Origin of the sequence: Streptomyces marinisediminis, from assembly GCF_026262575.1 — a bacterium.
GTDB lineage: Bacteria > Actinomycetota > Actinomycetes > Streptomycetales > Streptomycetaceae > Streptomyces > Streptomyces marinisediminis.
In genome coordinates this window covers 1-17,018 of record NZ_JAPKFL010000037.1, presented here as the reverse complement: position 1 = coordinate 17,018, position 17,018 = coordinate 1, and the positions used below count along the sequence as shown (strand labels likewise).

Sequence of the window (17,018 nt, the reverse complement as noted above, 5' to 3'; positions counted from 1 at the left end):
CCACGCTGATCCACGGTGCCCGCGGGCCCCGCGCCGCCGCCCGGCGCGGGGCCCGCGGGACGTCAGAGCCGCCGGTACATGATGTGCAGGCCGACGAGTCCCCGCTCGGGGTGGGCGAAGCCCTCCGCCAGCGTCCCGACGATCTCGAAGCCGAGCGAGCGCCACAGCGCGACCGCCCGGCTGTTGGTCTCCACCACGGCGTTGAACTGCATCGCCCGGAAACCGGCCGCCTTCGCCCACTCCAGCGTGTGCTCGCCGAGCGCCCGGCCCACCCCGCGGCCGCCATGGCCGGGGGCCACCAGGTAACTGCCGTTGGCGATGTGCGAGCCCCCGCCCGCGTGGTTGCGCGTGACCTTCGCCGTGCCGAGCACCGCGCCGTCGTCCCCCACGGCGACGAAGGCCCGGCCGGGCGGCGGCACGAGCCAGGAGTCGCGGGCCTGCTCCGCGGTGAGGTCCCGGTCGTAGGTGTAGGTCTCGCCCGCGCGGACGATTCCTTCCATGAAGGCCCAGATCGCGGGCCAGTCCTCTTCGGTCGCTTCTCTGATCAGCACTGCCCCAGCATCGCCCCCACCCCTCCCGCGTGCCAACCCGCCCCCGGACGCCCCGCACCCACCGGTGCCGGGCCGCACCCGGGGCCGTCCGCGCCCGCCCGGGCCGGTCCGCCGGGCGGCCGACCGCCGGCGCCGGTGGCGCGTCCGGCGGACGGCCGAGCCGTAACCGAGGCGCCGCACCGCCCGCCGGGCGGCCGACCGCCCGTGGCGCACCGAGCGGGCGTCGCCCCCTGTGCCGGGCGCCGCTGCGCCCTCCCGCCACCGGGGCGGCGGCCCCGGGCGTCCGGCTGCCCGCGCGCACGGGTGCGCGCGGGCGGGCCGGTCCTAGCCGAACGGCAGGCGGAGGAGGGAGCGGTCACCGGTGGCCAGGGTGCTCGGGCCGTCGCCGATGGCGTTCCACACCTCCACGCGTACGGTGCCGCCGCGCATGTCGCCGTGGTCGCCGGTGGCCGAGCGCAGGCCCCGCTCCTGGGTGTAGTGCTCGTAGCCGGGGGCGGGGTCGGTGGCGAAGTAGCGGTAGGTCTCGGTGCGCTCCCAGCTCCCGTCGCCGGTGCGGTCGTAGGAGACGCGGACCTGCTGGCCGACGGCCACGTTGGTGCCGGCGTCCACCAGGAGGTCGAACGCCGTCCGGCCTCCGGTGTAGCGTCCCGTCACGCCGGTGGCGGTGAACGTCCGGGGTCGGTGCGGGGTGCCGTCGTAGTTGGCGCCGCCGGCCGAGGCGAGCGTGGCCGTGGTGGTACCGGGGGCCGCCTCGCCCAGCGTGCCGTCGGAGCGCAGGTAGCGGGTGCTGGGGGTGGGCTCACCGGGGTCGCCCGGGTCTCCGTCGCCGCCGCGGGTCCACACGGCCACGTAGTCGACCAGCATCGAATGGCCCGGCTCCGTGGCGGCCGTCGGTGTGGCGTGCCCGGCGACGCCGTCGGGGAAGCCGCCGCCCATGGCCACGTTGAGCAGGATGAAGTAACCGGCGTGGTCGGTCATGTCCGACCAGGTGGCGGCGTCGAACTGGTCCTCGGTGAGCCGGTGGTAGAGCTGGTCGTCGACGTACCAGCGCAGCTCGCTGGGGCTGCTGGAGCGGTCCCACTCGAAGCGGTAGGTGTGGAACGCCGCCTGGCACGACGCCCCCGGGCACGGGCGGCTCGCGCCGAGCCCGTTGTTCTCGTCGCACGGCCCGCCCGGCGCGACGCCGCAGTGCAGCACGCCCCACACGCGGTTCATGCCGTTGACGTTCTCCATGATGTCGAACTCGCCGATGCTCGGCCAGTTCCAGTACTCGCCGCGGTAGGGCGAGCCCAGGGCCCAGAACGCCGACCAGTAGCCGAGCGCGGCCGGCCCGGTGACGTCCGGCACGCGGATGCGGCCCTCGATGCGCAGCGTGCCGCCCTCGGGTGCCTTGAAGTCGGCGCGGCGCGTCTCGACGCGGGCGGAGGTCCAGTTGCCCGCGGCGTCCCGGCGCGGGGTGATGCGCAGGTTGCCCTGGCCGTCGAGGGCGAGGTTGTCCGGGGAGTCGGTGTAGCGCTGGATCTCCCCGGTGCCCCAGTTGGGCGGGCCGCCGGGGTAGGAGTGGCCCTGGTCGATGATCCAGCGGTCGGCCGCCGGGGGCTGGCCGCCGGGGCCCTCGAAGTCGTCGGACCAGGCCAGGTCCCAGCCGTCGGCGGGCGGCACGTCACCGCGGGCCTCCGTGGCGGACAGGCCGGAGGCGAGCAGGGCGAGCAGCATGACGACGACGGCGGCGAGCGCCGCATGCCCGGCGCGGCCGGCCCGGGGACCCGGGCGGGGGCGCGAGGTGTGCACGGTCATACGGAGAGCACCTCCAGGGGAGTGAGTGGGGGATGAGAGCGCTCTCACGTTCTTATAGGCGGGCTCCGTCCGCGCGTCAACGGGTTGCGCCTGATCAGTGCGCGCCAGCGGGTGCGGCGGTCACAGCAGCGTGAGCTGGACCCCGCCCGGGTCGGGGTCCGGCTCGTCCTCCGGTGGCCCGGCGTCCGGGCGGCGGGCCGCGCCCGGCCGCGACGGGCCGATGCCGTACTCGGCGGCCAGCTCGTGCACCTGCCCGGTGATGCGGCGCTGGTACCAGCGCGGCGCGTAGGCGCCGTCGGCGTACAGCGCCTCGTACGGGCGCACCAGGTGCGGGTGGTGCCGGGCCAGCCAGGCCATGTACCACTCGCGCGCGCCCGGCCGCAGGTGCAGCGTCAGCGGCGTGACGGAGGTGGCGCCGGCGGCGGCCACCGCCCGCACGGTGGCGCGCAGCTTCGCCGGGCTGTCGCCGAGGAAGGGGAGCACCGGTGCCATCAGCACGCTGGTGCCGATACCGTGCCCGGCCAGGGTGCGCACCACCTCCAGGCGCCGCTCGGGGGCCGGGGTGCCCGGCTCGACCGTGCGCCACAGCTCCTCGTCGGTGAACCCGACGGAGACGGCCACCCCCACGTCCGTGACCGCCGCCGCCGACCGCAGCAGGTCCAGGTCGCGCAGGATGAGGGTGCCCTTGGTGAGAATCGAGAACGGGTTGGCGGCGTCCCGCAGGGCGGTGAGGATGCCGGGCATGAGCCGGTAGCGGCCTTCCGCCCTCTGGTAGCAGTCGACGTTGGTGCCCATCGCGACGTGCTCGCCGCGCCAGCGGGGCGCGGCCAGCTCCCGGCGCAGCAGTTCCGGGGCGTTGGTCTTGACGACGATCTGCGAGTCGAAGTCCCGGCCGGTGTCCAGGTCCAGGTAGCGGTGCGTCCTGCGGGCGAAGCAGTAGACGCAGGCGTGGGTGCAGCCCCGGTAGGGGTTCACCGTCCAGTCGAACGGCATCCGCGAGGCTCCGGGCACGCGGTTGAGGATCGAGCGGGCCCGCACCTCGTGGAAGGTGATGCCGTGGAACTCCGGGGTGTCGAACGTGCGCGTGGGACGGCGTCCGTGCCGAACAGCGCGGCCGGGCCGTCCCCGCTCAGGTGCTCCCAGCGCATGCCTGCCTCCTCCTGCTGACCACCCCCGCGAACAGAGAATAGAACACCTGTTCGTGCGGCGCTCTGTCAACCGGCGTCCCCGCCGAGTGGCGCGGCGCGCGGGCGCGGTGGTGGGATGGCGCCCGCACCCGTCCGCGCGAGGAGGAACGCCATGGCAGAGGTCGAGGTCAGCAGGGAACGGGAGGTCGCGGCGCCGCCGGACGCGGTCTTCGCCGCCCTCGCCGACTACCGGGGCACCCGCGAGCGGCTGCTGCCCGAGCACTTCAGCGCGTACGAGGTCCGCGAGGGCGGCCAGGGTGCGGGCACCGTCGTCCACTACCGGCTCCAGGCCACCAGCAAGCGGGTGCGCGACTGCCTGCTCGACGTCGCCGAACCCACCCCCGGGCAGCTCACCGAGCGGGACCGCAACTCCTCCATGGTGACCACCTGGACCGTCACACCCGGCTCCGGCCCCGGCGTCAGCCGGGTCCACGTCACCACCACCTGGCGGGGCGCGGCCGGCGTCGGCGGCTTCTTCGAGCGGATCTTCGCGCCGAAGGGGCTGGGCCGCGTCTACGACGCGGTGCTCGCCCGGCTGGCCGCCGAGGTCGGCTAGCCACCCCCGCGAGCCGCGCCCACGCCCCGGGAGCCGCGGCGCGGGCCCGTCGGCGCGGACCCACGGTGCGCGTGCCGGTGGTCCGGGCGCGACGGCGCGGTGCCCCGCCTGGCGCGGGCGCGGCCGGTCGCTTGGACTCGGCGGCGGCGAAGGCGGCGACGCGGGCGCGGCGGTGGCGGGTCGGCGCGCCGAACCGGGCGGCGCGGGCGCGGCCGGGGAGGTCGGCGGGGTGGCTCGGCGGCGCCGTGCCGGAGGTCTGGGCGCGGGGGCGCAGGGCGTGGTGGCGCGCGCGGGCGGCGCCGTCGGCGCGGGGTCCGGAGGCGGTCGCGGCGGTGGGCGGAGGTACGCTGTCGCCCGACCGGCCCGTATGGCAACAGGAGTTGGGATGGCCGAACACCCCGTGGACGTGACCAGCGCGATCGACAGCACCGTGCCGCACTCCGCGCGCATGTGGAACTACTGGCTGGGCGGCAAGGACAACTACGAGGTCGACCGCGGCGCGGGGGACGAGATCCGGCGCCTGCACCCGGGCATCCTGGAGTACGCCCGGGCCGACCGCGCCTTCCTCGGCCGTGCCGTGCGCCACCTCACGGGCGAGGCCGGCATCCGCCAGTTCCTGGACATCGGCACCGGCCTGCCCACGGCCGACAACACCCACGAGGTCGCCCAGCGCCTCGCGCCGGACGCCCGCATCGTCTACGTCGACAACGACCCGCTGGTGCTCACCCACGCCCGCGCGCTGCTGACCAGCACCCCCGAGGGCGCCACCGACTACATCGACGCCGACCTGCACGACCCGGAGGCCATTCTCCGCCAGGCCCGGAAGACGCTCGACCTCACCCGGCCGACGGCCGTCATGCTGCTCGGCGTCGCCATGTTCATCGCCGACACCGAGGAGGCCTACGAGGTCGTGGGCCGGCTGATGGACGCGCTGCCCTCCGGCAGCCATCTCGTCCTCTCCCACACCATCACCGCCCCCGGCCTGCCCGACGTGGACGAGGCCGTGCGGTTCTGGAACTCCGTGGGCACCCCCAAGCTCACCCAGCGCACGCCGGAGCAGGTGGCCGGGTTCTTCGCCGGGCTCGACCTGCTGGAGCCCGGCGTCGTCTCCTGCACCCGCTGGCGCCCGGACGTGGCCGCGGTCGGCGAGCGGGACGCCGACTCGGCCGCCGGTGCGGCAGGGTCAGCGGAGGCCGGCGGGGCCGCCGAGGAGGTCGCCTTCTACTGCGGCGTGGCGCGCAAGCCCTGACCGCCGGCCGGGTCGGCGGGGCCGGGGGTGCGCGGGCGCACGACTTCCCGCAAGGGGCGGCGCGGAACCCCGCGGTGGCCCTACCGTGGAGGCGGGCCCGTGGAAGGAGACCTGCAGCGCATGGAGCACCAGCAGCCGGGAGTCCCCGTGCACACCGGGCGCGTGCCGCTCGCCGTCGTGGTGGTCGACGCAACCGGCGCTGTCTCGCACTGGAGCACCGGCGCCCGCAAACTCTTCGGTGTCCCCCGGGCGGCGGCGGTCGGCCGCCCCGCCGCCGAACTGCTGCCCGTGTCGGGCGCGTTCGGTGACTCCGGCTGGGAGGCGGGCCTGCACGGCGAAACGGTGGGCACCACCGGGTACGCCACCACGGGCCGGGCGCGCGGCACCGAGGAGGGCGGCGACGCCGACGTGCTGTGGTGGGCCTACCCCCTGGTCGGCCCCGGCCCGGAGCGCCTGCTCATCCTCGCCACCGGCATGGCCGCCCTGCGCGAGACCGGGGCCGACGGCCTCGCGCCGGACGCCGACGACGAGCGGCGGCGCATCGCACCGGGCCTCGCCCTCCACACCGACTTCCCCGGCGCCGACGAACTCGCCCGCCGCCTGCCGGACATCCTGCCCAGCATGAGCCCGCCGGAGAGCGCCCGCGTCGTCTCCCAGGTGCTGGAACTGGGGTACCCGGTGCTGGAGATCAGCCGGCCCGAACGCGTGCCGGTCACCCCGGACTGGGGCGTGCCGCGCCGGGTGGAGCGCCGCGCACGCCTGCTGCGCGCCGCGGCCGACACCGACATCGACCCCTCGGCGGCCGCGGCGGCCGCGGCCGAGCTGGAGTCGGACCTGGAGTACGCCGCCGTCCGCGAGCGGCTGGAGTTCCTCAACGACGTCAGCGGGCGCATCGGCACCTCCCTCGACCTCGCCCGCACCATCGAGGAGGTCAGCGCCGCCGTCGTGCCGCGCTTCACCGACGTGGCCGGGACCTACCTGCGCGAACAGGTCGTGGCCGGTGAGGGCTTCCCCGACGGCGTGCCGGACACCACCACGATGTGGCACCGGGTGGCGCTCGAACACACCGACGAGCCCGGCCGCTGGGACGACGTGGTACCCGTCGGCGAGTCGATGCCCTTCCCCGCCCACACCCCGTTCTTCCAGTGCATGACGACCGGCGAGCCGGTCCTCGTGCCCCGCATCACCGAGGAGATGGGCCACGCCATCGCCTCGCAGTTCGACAAGCGCGACATCCGCCCGCTCATCACCGACCGCTCCATGCTGGTGGTGCCGCTCAAGGCCCGCAACGTCGTGCTCGGCTTCATGATCCTGCTCCGCCACGCCGGACGCGCCGAGTTCAACGACATGGACCGGGTCACCGGCGCCGAACTCGCCGCCCGCGCCGGGCTCGTGCTGGACAACGCGCGGATGTACACCTACCAGGAGAACGTCGCCGACACCCTCCAGGACAGCATGCTGCCGCGCATCGCCCCGCGCATGCCCGGCTGCGACACCGCCACGCGCTACCTGCCCGGCACCCGGCTCGGCCGCGTCGGCGGCGACTGGTTCGACACCGTCCAGCTCCCCGGCTCACGCACCGCGCTCGTCGTCGGCGACGTCATGGGCCACGGGCTGAACTCGGCCGCCATGATGGGCCAGCTCCGCACCGCCGTGCAGACCATGGCCGGGCTGGACCTGGAGCCGGCCCAGCTCCTGCGCTCCCTGGACGACCTCGCCCAGCGGCTCGGCGACACCTACCTCGCGACCTGCCTGTACGCCGTCTACGACCCGATCGGCTCCCGGCTGCACATCGCCAACGCCGGACACATCCCGCCCGTGCTCGTGCACGCCGCCGACGGCACCAGCGAGCTGCTGGAGCTGCCCACGGGCGCGCCCATCGGCGTCGGCGGCGTGCCGTTCGAGACGGCCGTCGTCCCCGTGGCGCCGGGCGACCGGCTGGTGATGTGCACCGACGGCCTGGTGGAAGTGCGCGGCCAGGACATCGGCGCCGGGCTCGCCGCGCTGTGCGAGTCCGCCGCGCACCCGGCGGCCTCCATGGACGACGCCTGCGACACGATCATCCGCTCGCTGGCCGCCGCGTCCGCCTCCGCCCACGGCGGCCGCCGGGACGACGTGGCGCTGCTCATGGCCCGGCTGAACGGCATCGCGGCCGAGGACGTGGAGGTCTGGGAGCTGCCCGCCGAGCCGCGCGCCGCCGCCCGGGCCCGCGCGCTGGTGCGCCGGCGGCTGGCGAGCTGGGCCCCGACGGTGCGCGAGAGCGCCGAGCTGCTGGTGAGCGAGCTGGTCACCAACGCCGTGCGGCACGCCCGCACCGACCGCGTCGAACTGCGGCTGGTGCGCACCGAGGCGCTGCTGTGCGAGGTCTCCGACGACGACCCCGAGCTGCCGCAACTGCTCGACGTCCCACCGGACGCCGACGCCGGGCGGGGCCTGCGCGTGGTGAGCCGCACCGCCCGCAAATGGGGTACGAGCCGCAGCGCACGGGGTAAGACCGTGTGGTTCGAGCTGGCGCTTCCGCGGCGCCGCTGACGCTTTTCGCGACCGAGGTGGGGGCAGGGGAAGATGACGGCTACGGAGCAGTGGGAGTCCTTCTGGCGCGCGGCGCCGCCGGACCCGGGCAGCGTCTTCTGGGACGCCGACCCGGCCCACACCGCGCAGCGCCACCTGCCGCTGTTCGCCCCGCACTTCGGAGGCGGGCTGCCGGTGGTGGACGCCGGCTGCGGCAACGGCACCCAGACGGCCTTCCTGGCCGCGCGCTTCGCCCCGGTGCTCGGCGTGGACCTCTCGCCAGCGGCGATAGAGCTCGCCCGGGGGCTGCCGGACGCGGGCGGGGCCGAGTTCCGCGTCCTGGACCTGACGGACGCGCGCGCGGCGGCGGCGTTGCACGCGGAACTGGGGGACTCGCACGTCTACCTGCGCGGGGTGCTGCACCAGTGCACGCCACAGGACCGGGACCGGGTCGCCGCCTCGCTGGCGGTGCTGCTCGGCGAGCGCGGCCGGGCCTTCGTCGTGGAACCGGCCGCGGCGGCCAAGGCGGAGCTGCTGGGGCTCATGCGCCGGGCGGAGGGCCCGCCCGCGAGCCTGGCCGCCGTGTTCGGGCACGGCATAGCGCCCACGGAGATGGCCGACACCGCACTCGCCGCGCTGTGCGAGGCCGCCGGTCTCGCCGTCCTGGACGCCGGCCGGGAGCCGCTGCGCACCACCGAGCACGGTCCCGACGGGGGCCCCGTGGAGCTGCCGTCCCAGTGGCTCGTGGTGGGCCGCTGACCCCGGCCCGGCGTGCTCCCCGGCCGCCGCCGCTTCGCGTAACGTGCCCCGCATGAAGATCCTCGTCAGCGCCGACATGGAGGGCGCCACCGGCGTCACCTGGCCCGCCGACGTGCTCCCCGGCCACGCCCAGTGGGAGCGGTGCCGGACGCTGTTCACCGACGACGTCAACGCCGCCGTCGCCGGTCTCCTCGCCGGCGGGGCCGACGAGGTGCTGGTCAACGAGGCGCACTGGACGATGCGCAACCTCCTGCTGGAGCGGCTCGATCCGCGCGCGCGGCTGCTGACCGGGCGGCACAAGGCGCTGTCGATGGTGGAGGGCGTGCAGCACGGCGACGTGGACGGGGTGGCGTTCGTCGGGTACCACGCGGCGGCCGGGGCCGAGGGCGTGCTCGCCCACACCTACCTGGCCAACTCCGTCACCGGGGTGTGGGTGGACGGCGTCCTGGCCAGCGAGGGCCGGCTGAACGCGCTGGTCTGCGCGGAGTTCGGCGCGCCGGTGGTGCTCGTCACCGGCGACGACCGGGCCTGTGCGGACGCCGCGGGCTACGCCCCGGACGCCCGGACGGCGGCGGTCAAGGACTACGTCTCCCGGTACGCGGCCGTGTGCCGGCCCCCGGCCGTGACCGCCGCCGCCATCCAGGCCGCGGCCCGGGCCGCGGCCCCCCTGGCCCTGCGCCACGACCCGGTCGTCACCGGGCACGAGATCGCCGTGGAGTTCGACGCCGAGCACCTGGCCGGAGCCGCCACCGTGGTGCCCGGCGTCGAGCAGACCGGGCCGCGGCGCGTCGCCTACACCGTGCCCGACATGTACGCGGGCATCCGGTGCTTCAAGGCCGTGACCACGGTCGTCTCCGCAGCGGTGGAGGAGGAGTATGGCTGAGCACATCGACGCGAGGGCGCTGGCGGAGGTGGTCGAGGCCACCGCCGACCTCATCCGGTGCGACACGACCAACCGGGGCGGCGGCGAGGGCCGCGAGCGCCCCGCCGCCGAGTACGTCGCCGCCCGCCTGGCCGACGCCGGGATCGAGCCGCGCCTGCTGGAGAGGGCGCCCGGCCGCACCAACGTCGTTGCCCGGGTCCCCGGCACCGACCCGTCGGCCGGCGCGCTCCTCGTCCACGGCCACCTCGACGTCGTCCCGGCCGACCCCGCCGAGTGGTCGGTGCACCCCTTCTCCGGCGAGCTGCGGGACGGGTGCGTGTGGGGGCGCGGCGCGATCGACATGAAGAACATGGACGCGATGGTCCTCACCCTGGTGCGGGCCTGGGCCCGGGCCGGGGTGCGCCCGCGCCGGGACGTGGTGCTCGCGTTCACCGCCGACGAGGAGGACAGCGCCGAGTACGGCGCCGCCTTCCTCGCCGAGCGGCACGCGGCCCTGTTCGACGGCTGCACCGAGGGGTTGAGCGAGTCCGGCGCGTTCACCGTGCACACCGACGACGGGCAGCGCCTGTACCCCGTCGCCTCGGCCGAGCGCGGCACCGCCTGGCTGCGGCTGACGGCGCGCGGCACGGCCGGGCACGGCTCCAAGGTCAACCGGGCCAACGCCGTCACGCGGCTGTCCGCGGCCGTCACCCGCGTCGGCGCCCACGCCTGGCCGCTGCGGCTGACGCCGACGGTGCGCGCCGCCCTCGTGCGGCTCGCCGCCCTGCGCGGCGTGGAGACCGGCGACCTCGACGCCCCCGGCTTCGACGCCGACGCCCTGCTGGAGCGGCTCGGCTCCGCCGCCGAGCTGGTGCGGCCCGTCCTGCGCAACAGCGCCAACCCGACCATGCTGGCGGCCGGGTACAAGGTCAACGTCATTCCCGGCAGCGCGACGGCCTTCGTGGACGGGCGCGTCCTGCCCGGCGGCGAGGAGGAGTTCGCCCGCACCCTGGACGAGCTGACCGGCCCCGAGGTCACCTGGGAGTACCAGCACCGCGAGATCCCGCTGGAGGCCCCGGTCGACTCACCCACGTACGCCACGCTGTGCGAGGCCGTCGAACACTTCGACCCCGGCGCGCACGCCGTGCCGTACTGCATGGCCGGCGGGACGGACGCCAAGCAGTTCTCCCGGCTCGGGGTCGCGGGCTACGGCTTCTCGCCGCTGCGGCTGCCGCCCGGCTTCGACTACGGCGCGCTCTTCCACGGCGTCGACGAGCGGGTGCCGGTGGACGCCCTGCACTTCGGGCTGCGGGTCCTCGACCGCGCCCTGCGCGCCCTGTGACACCGCGCCCGCCCCGCCGCCCCGCCCGCCGCACCGCACCGCCCCCGCACCGCACCGCTGTGTTCCGCCCGCTCACCAAGGAGGACGGCCGCCGATGACTTCGACCCCGGCCCCGTACGGCACCTGGCCCTCGCCCGTCGACGCCGCGTTGGTCGCCGGGCACACCGGCCGCCCGGAGTTCCCCGGTGCCGTAGGCGGCGACCTGCTGTGGACGGTGCCGCGCCCCGCGGAGGGCGGCCGGTACGCCCTGCTGCGGCTGCGCGCGGACGGCTCCGGCGAGCCGGAGTCCGTGCTGCCGCCGCCCTGGGACGTGCGCAACCGGGTCATGGAGTACGGGGGTTCCCCCTGGGCCGGGACGCCGCGCGCCGATGCGGGCCCGCTGCTGGTCTTCACGCACCACCCCGACCAGCGCCTGTACGCCCTGGAGCCGGACGCGCCCGGGGCCGTGCCGCGCCCGCTGACCCCCGTGACGGCCGTGGGGGACGGGCTGCGCTGGGCCGACCCCGTGGTGTGCCCGGAGCGCGGCGAGGTGTGGTGCGTGCTGGAGGAGTCCACCGGCGCCGCCCCCACCGACGTCCGCCGGGTGCCGGCCGCCGTCCCGCTGGACGGCTCGGCCGCCGAGGACCGCGCCGCGGTCAGGGAACTCACCGCCGCCACGCACGACTTCGTCACCGGGCCCCGGCTCTCCCCGGACGGCCGGCAGGCGGTGTGGCTGGCCTGGGACCACCCGCGCATGCCGTGGGACGGCAGCGAGCTGCGCCTGGCCGACGTGGCCGCCGACGGCCACCTGACCGGCGTCCGCACGGTGCTGGGCGGGCCGCAGGAGTCCGTCGCGCAGGCCGACTGGGCCGCCGACGGCACCCTGCTGGCCGCCACCGACCGCACCGGCTGGTGGAACCTGCACCGGGTGGACCCGGCGGGCGGGCCGCCGGTCAACCTCTGTCCGCGCCCGGAGGAGTTCGCCGACGCGCTCTGGCGCGTGGGGCAGCGCTGGTTCGCCCCGCTGCCCGAAGGGCCGGTCGCGGTGCTGTACGGGCGGGGCGCCAAGCGGCTGGGCGTACTCGACCCGCGGACCGGACAGGTGGTGGACGCCTCCGGCCCGTGGACCGAGTGGGGGTCAGGGCTGGCGGTGGAGGGCACCCGCGTCGTGGGCGCCGCGGCGGCCGCCGACCGCGGCTACGAACTCGTCGAGCTCGACACCCGCACCGGTCACAGCCGCGTCCTCGGCCGGCCGCACACCGACCTCGTCGACCCCGCCTACTACCCGCGCCCCCGGGCGCGCACGTTCCCCGGCCCGGGCGGCCGCGAGGTGCACGCGCACGTCTACCCGCCCCGCCACCCGGAGCACGTCGGGCCGCGCGGTGCGGCGCCGCCGTACGTGGTGTGGGTGCACGGCGGCCCCACCGGGCGCACGCCGCTCGTGCTGGACCTGGGCATCGCCTACTTCACCAGCCGCGGTATCGGCGTGGTGGAGGTCAACTACGGTGGCTCCACCGGGTACGGCCGCGCCTACCGGGAACGGCTGCGCGGGGCCTGGGGCGTGGTGGACGTCGAGGACTGCGCGGCCGTCGCCCTCGCCCTCGCGGCCGAGGGCGAGGCCGACCGCGCGCGTCTCGCCATCCGGGGCGGCAGCGCGGGCGGCTGGACGTCGGCGGTGTCGCTGACCTCACCGGCCGCCGAAGGCGTCTACGCGTGCGCCGCGATCAGCTTCCCGATCCTGGAGCCGGAGGGCTGGGCGCGCGGCGGCACCCACGACTTCGAGTCCCGCTACCTCGACGGCCTCATCGGCGACGCCGAGCGCGACGCCGACCGGTACCGCGAGCGCTCGCCCGCCCGCAACGTCCACCGGCTGCGGGCGCCGTTCCTGCTGCTCCAGGGGCTGGAGGACCGCATCTGCCCGCCCGACCAGTGCGAGCGCTTCCTCACCGCCCTGGAGGGGCGCGCGGGCGAGGAGCCCCCGCCGTACACCTACCTCACCTTCGAGGGCGAGGCCCACGGGTTCCGCCGCGCCGCCACGATCGCCCGGTGCGCCCAGGAGGAACTCGCCCTGTACGCGCGGGTGTTCGGCTTCCCGGAGCCCCCGGTGGGGTGAGTGCGGGCGCGCCGTCCGCCGGCCCCGCCCACCGCTACGTCCCCGCGGCGGGCGGGATGGCCGGGGCGGGTCAGCGGCCGGCGTAGACGCGTTCGACGAAGTGGGCGATCTGCCCGTCCGACAGGTGGTGGGCGAGGTCGTGCTCACTGATCATGCCGACCAGCCGCCTGTCCTCGATCACCGGCAGCCGCCGGATCTGGTGGTCCTCCATCTCCGTCAGCACGTCCGAGACGTCGGCCCCGGAGTCGATCCAGCGCGGCGTGCCCTGGCACAGATCGCCGCAGGTGACCTTCGCGGGGTCGTGCCCGGCGGCCACGCACTTGACCACGATGTCGCGGTCGGTGACGATGCCGCACAGCCGCTCGTCGGCGTCGCTCACGGGGAGCGCGCCGACGTCGAGTTCGCGCATGAGCTGCGCGGCGCGGTCGAGGGTTTCGGTGGCGGGGATCCACTGCGCACCGGGATGCATGATGTCCTTCGCCGTGGTCATGGGTACCTCCACGTGGACGCTTGCGCGGTGCCGCCGGCGAGCCCGTACGGCACCGTCCATCCTCCGCCCGGCCGTGGCCCGCGGCAACCGCGGCCCACGGCGCCCCGCCCGCCCCGGGGCGTGCCCGGGGCGGGCGGGAGGGGCGCGGGCGCCGCTCGCGCGGTCAGGCGGCGGGCCACCGCAGCAGGGCGCCGAAGCCGCCGGAGGGCTCGTCGGGCACGTTCGCGCCCGTGCCCCGCGGGTCGGTGAGCGGCTGCACGGACAGCGCCTCGGCGCCCGTCACCGCCGCGACCCGCAGCAGCGCGTCGTCGGCCCGTGCCGCGAACGGCTCCGAGTCGCCCAGCGCCTTCGCGTCGGTGCGGCGCAGCGCGATCTGGTCCGGGTCCCGCCCGACCCACACCTCGCGGCCCAGGTCCGGCCCGTCCGGCCGGATGAGGAGCTGGGCGATCCGGTGCTCCTGCGCGGCCTCCACGAGCGCGGGCACGCCCTCGGCGGCGTCGACGCGCCCGCCGTCGCCCTGGTGCCGCCCGGCGCGGAACCGGTCCAGCGCCTCGGCCGTGCGCCGCCGCACGTACGCCGTGCGGATCTCCTCCAGCTCCTGGTCGAGCCGTTCCTCGCCGGCGGCCTCGTTGGTGCCCGGGCCGCGCGTGCCGTGCTCGGCCACGACCGTGTGGTCGTGGAGCTTCTCGGGCAGCCGGTCCCGGACGGCCAGGCACTCGCGCTGCTCCCCGGCGATGACGACCAGCTCCGCGCCCGTGCGCCGCTGCGCCTCGGAGACGGCTTCGGCGATGGCGGCCGCGTTCTGCTCCCAGGTGTTCTCCACCGCGTTCTGGAAGTGCCGCTCGGACCAGTCGGCGGTCCCGGTGCGGTGGATCGGCCAGTCGTCGCCCTCGGCGCCGCCCGCGTCCCGCGTGCTCAGCGGGGAGCGCAGCTCGAAGTCGGCGCCGGTGCGGTCCACCCGCGCCAGCAGGCACGAGGGCTCGGTCACGGCCAGGTCCAGCAGGGGCGCGACGTGCGGCAGCGGGCTCCAGCTCACGTCGGCGTCGAACGGGGGCGCGGTGGACAGCGGACGGTCGAGCACCACCTCGCCGCCGGTGGCGAACAGCGCGCGTCCGGCCGGGTGCGGGCCGTCCGGCGGGGTGCGCAGCGCCTCGTGGACCGCGCGGCGGGTACGGTCGTCGGCGCCCTGCTCGGCGAGCCGCTCGCCGGCCTCGCGGGCCAGCAGCTCCTGCCGGGCGGCGGCGTCCTCGGTGCCGGTCGCGGTCGTGGTGTAGACCGTGGCCCACGGGCCGGTGCGGTCGTACAGCGGGGTGAGGAATCCGAGGTCCATGGCTCCCCTTCGTCGTGGTGAGTCGTGCGGTCGTTCGTGGGGCCGCCCGGACGGGCGGCCGACTGGTTCAGGCGCGCGCCCGCGGCAGCACCTCGGTGCGGTAGAAGTCGAAGAACCCCCGCACGTCCGGGCCGATCTGGCTGACGAAAACGCCGTCGAACCCGGCCTCGGCGGCCTCGCGCAGCGCCGCCGCGTGCTCGTGCGGATCGGGTCCGCAGGGGATCGGGGAGTCGGTGACGTGCTGCTCGGTGACCAGCTTCGCCGCCTGCTCGAAGTGCGCGGGGGTGGGCAGCACCTGCCCCAGCTCGCCGGGGAGGAAGAGGTTGGGCCAGCGCCGCAGCACCGTGCGCACCGCCTCCTCGCGGCTGCGGTCGAAGCAGGCCTTCACCCCCGTGCAGGCCGGGGCCTGTTCGCCCAGGCGCCCGCCGCCGCTGCGCCGGAACTCCTGGACGGGCTCCGCCTGCGCGCCGGAGAAGACGAAACCGTCCGCGATGCGGGCCGCCAGCGCGATCGCGGCCGGCCCGAAGCCGGAGACGTCGATCGGCACCGGCGTGTCCGGCAGGTCGTACAGGCGGGCGTTCTCCACGGTGTAGTGCCGACCGTGGTGGGTGACCTGCTCGCCGGTGTGCAGCCGGCGGATGACGTGCACCGCCTCCTCCAGCATCTGAAGCCGCACCGGCGCGGGCGGCCAGCGTTCCCCGGTGACGTGCTCGTTGAGCGCCTCGCCGGTGCCCACTCCGAGCCGGAAGCGGCCCCCGAGCTGGACGGCGCTCGTCGCCGCGGCGTGCGCGACGACGAGGGGGTGGACGCGGACGGTTGGGCACGTCACCGCCGTCTGCACGGGCAGCGACGTCGCCTCCGAGAGCGCGCCGATCACCGACCACACGAAGGGACTGTGGCCCTGCGCGTCCACCCAGGGGTGGACGTGGTCGGAGATCCACAGCGCCTCGAACCCGGCGTCCTCGGCCATTCTGGCCTGCTCCACCAGTGCCTTCGGCCCGTGGTCCTCGCACGCGAGGAAGTAGCCGTAGCGGGTGCGGCCCGTGGTCGTCGGCGTCTCGGTCATCGCTCTCCTGCCCGTCGGGGCGGGTCGGCTGTCGGTCGCATGCCATGCGAACGGTCACCGTGCGGGTACCGCACGGATCGGGGGGAAAAACCTCGTTTCGCACCCGGGGGCCGGGGTACCCGACCGCGGTGCTTCGGACCGCAGGCACACCCGGGGGAGTGGCGTCCGCGCCGACCGGGTCGCCGGTCCGGCGCCGTGCTCCCCCGCCCGCCCGCAGCGCCCGACCCCCTGGGGAGACACGGCCCATGACCGACCCGGCCATATCCACGACCCGCCCCCGCCACTCGCACCACGACGCCCCCGACACCGCGGGGGCGTTCACGCGCCTGGCCGCGCTCCCGGAGAGCGCTGAGCGGGCCGAACTCGCCCGGGACATCGTCCGCGCCTGGATGCCGATGTCCCGGCGGCTGGCCCGGCGCTTCCGCAATCGCGGCGAGACGCTGGAGGACCTCGAACAAGTCGCGGCCCTCGGGCTTGTCAAGGCCGTCGGCCGGTACGACCCGGCGCGCGGGAGCGCGTTCGAGAGCTTCGCCGTGCCGACGATCGTCGGCGAGGTCAAACGCCACTTCCGCGACCACCTGTGGGGGCTGCACGTCCCGCGCCGTGTGCAGGAGCTGCGCAACCGGGTGCGCGCCGCGTACCGGGAACTCGACGGGGGGCTGGACGAGCGCCCGCCGACGGTCGCCCGGCTCGCCGAGCACAGCGGACTCACCGAGGAGGACGTCCTCGTCGGCCTGGAGGCGCTGGAGAGCTACAGCACCCTGTCGCTGGACGCCGAACTGCCCGGCTCGGACGACGGCTACTCGCTCGGGGACACCCTGGGCGGCCCGGACGGCGGCTACGACCTCGTCGTCGCCCGCGAGGCGGTCAGAGCGGGGCTGCGCCGACTGCCCGAGCGCGAGCAGCACATCCTCTACCTGCGGTTCTTCCGCGAGATGACGCAGAGCCGCATCGCCGAGCAGCTCGGCATCTCCCAGATGCACGTCTCACGGCTGCTCAGCCGCACCTGCGCCCGGCTCCAGGCCGAGGCCGAGGCCGCGCCGAGCCCCCGCCGTGACGCCCCGGGCCGCGGCACGCCGGCCCGCAGTGCCCCGGCCCGCGTCGCCGCGTGAGGCCGCCGGCGGCCCGGGACCCCACGGCGGGGGCCCGCCCCCCCCCCCCGGCCCCCCCCCCGCCCGCCCCCCCCGCCCCCGGCGCCCCCCCCCCCGCCGCGCCCCCCCGCGGGG

The 17,018-nt window shown here is 76.2% G+C and carries 13 protein-coding genes and 1 pseudogene; 8 read left to right on the top strand and 6 right to left on the bottom strand.

What is annotated here, in order from left to right:
- Window positions 1-62 precede the first annotated feature (62 nt).
- From OSB71_RS22345 to OSB71_RS22335, 3 genes and pseudogenes are all read right to left on the bottom strand, one after another.
- The gene (locus OSB71_RS22345; RefSeq protein WP_265950598.1) at window positions 63-551 is read right to left on the bottom strand and encodes a GNAT family N-acetyltransferase; all 489 of its coding nucleotides are present in this window, start codon (window positions 549-551) and stop codon (window positions 63-65) included.
- Window positions 552-875: 324 nt separating this feature from the next.
- Window positions 876-2,348 carry a glycoside hydrolase family 16 protein gene (locus OSB71_RS22340; RefSeq protein ID WP_416237313.1) on the bottom strand — a complete coding sequence of 491 codons (1,473 nt, stop codon included), beginning with the start codon at window positions 2,346-2,348 and terminating at the stop codon, window positions 876-878.
- A 120-nt stretch (window positions 2,349-2,468) separates the two neighbouring features.
- Window positions 2,469-3,496 (bottom strand): annotated as a pseudogene (locus tag OSB71_RS22335) (Rv2578c family radical SAM protein).
- A gap of 151 nt (window positions 3,497-3,647) precedes the next feature.
- Here OSB71_RS22335 and OSB71_RS22330 point away from each other — a divergent pair.
- From OSB71_RS22330 to OSB71_RS22300, 7 genes are all read left to right on the top strand, one after another.
- A complete protein-coding gene (locus OSB71_RS22330; RefSeq protein WP_265950597.1) occupies window positions 3,648-4,091 on the top strand; it encodes an SRPBCC family protein in 444 nt (147 codons plus the stop codon).
- 385 nt (window positions 4,092-4,476) lie between these two features.
- Window positions 4,477-5,340, top strand: coding sequence for an SAM-dependent methyltransferase (locus tag OSB71_RS22325; protein ID WP_265950596.1), 864 nt, complete (start codon window positions 4,477-4,479; stop codon window positions 5,338-5,340).
- Between the two features lie 120 nt (window positions 5,341-5,460).
- Window positions 5,461-7,872 (top strand): SpoIIE family protein phosphatase, encoded by a 2,412-nt coding sequence (locus OSB71_RS22320; protein WP_265950614.1) that lies wholly within the window; start codon window positions 5,461-5,463, stop codon window positions 7,870-7,872.
- Between the two features lie 33 nt (window positions 7,873-7,905).
- Entirely contained in the window at window positions 7,906-8,610 is a 705-nt protein-coding gene (locus OSB71_RS22315; RefSeq protein WP_265950595.1) for a class I SAM-dependent methyltransferase, read from the top strand.
- A gap of 52 nt (window positions 8,611-8,662) precedes the next feature.
- Window positions 8,663-9,493: a M55 family metallopeptidase gene (locus OSB71_RS22310; RefSeq protein WP_265950594.1), complete on the top strand. Its 831-nt coding sequence runs from the start codon at window positions 8,663-8,665 to the stop codon at window positions 9,491-9,493.
- The gene (locus OSB71_RS22305; RefSeq protein WP_265950593.1) at window positions 9,486-10,814 is read left to right on the top strand and encodes a M20/M25/M40 family metallo-hydrolase; all 1,329 of its coding nucleotides are present in this window, start codon (window positions 9,486-9,488) and stop codon (window positions 10,812-10,814) included. The genes OSB71_RS22310 and OSB71_RS22305 overlap by 8 nt, the downstream gene beginning before the upstream one ends.
- A gap of 94 nt (window positions 10,815-10,908) precedes the next feature.
- Window positions 10,909-12,906, top strand: a complete 1,998-nt coding sequence (locus tag OSB71_RS22300; protein WP_265950592.1) for a prolyl oligopeptidase family serine peptidase — start codon at window positions 10,909-10,911, stop codon at window positions 12,904-12,906.
- A gap of 70 nt (window positions 12,907-12,976) precedes the next feature.
- On the opposite strand, the gene OSB71_RS22295 is transcribed toward OSB71_RS22300, so the two are convergent.
- The 3 genes from OSB71_RS22295 to OSB71_RS22285 all read right to left on the bottom strand — a co-directional run bounded on the left by OSB71_RS22295 (window position 12,977) and on the right by OSB71_RS22285 (window position 15,792).
- Window positions 12,977-13,396, bottom strand: a complete 420-nt coding sequence (locus OSB71_RS22295) for a CBS domain-containing protein (RefSeq protein WP_265950591.1) — start codon at window positions 13,394-13,396, stop codon at window positions 12,977-12,979.
- A 163-nt stretch (window positions 13,397-13,559) separates the two neighbouring features.
- Window positions 13,560-14,726 (bottom strand): baeRF2 domain-containing protein, encoded by a 1,167-nt coding sequence (locus tag OSB71_RS22290; RefSeq protein ID WP_265950590.1) that lies wholly within the window; start codon window positions 14,724-14,726, stop codon window positions 13,560-13,562.
- A 67-nt stretch (window positions 14,727-14,793) separates the two neighbouring features.
- Window positions 14,794-15,792: a TIGR03557 family F420-dependent LLM class oxidoreductase gene (locus tag OSB71_RS22285; protein WP_265950589.1), complete on the bottom strand. Its 999-nt coding sequence runs from the start codon at window positions 15,790-15,792 to the stop codon at window positions 14,794-14,796.
- 245 nt (window positions 15,793-16,037) lie between these two features.
- On the opposite strand from OSB71_RS22285, the gene OSB71_RS22280 reads away from it, so the two are divergent.
- A complete protein-coding gene (locus tag OSB71_RS22280; RefSeq protein ID WP_265950588.1) occupies window positions 16,038-16,904 on the top strand; it encodes a SigB/SigF/SigG family RNA polymerase sigma factor in 867 nt (288 codons plus the stop codon).
- Window positions 16,905-17,018: the final 114 nt, after the last annotated feature.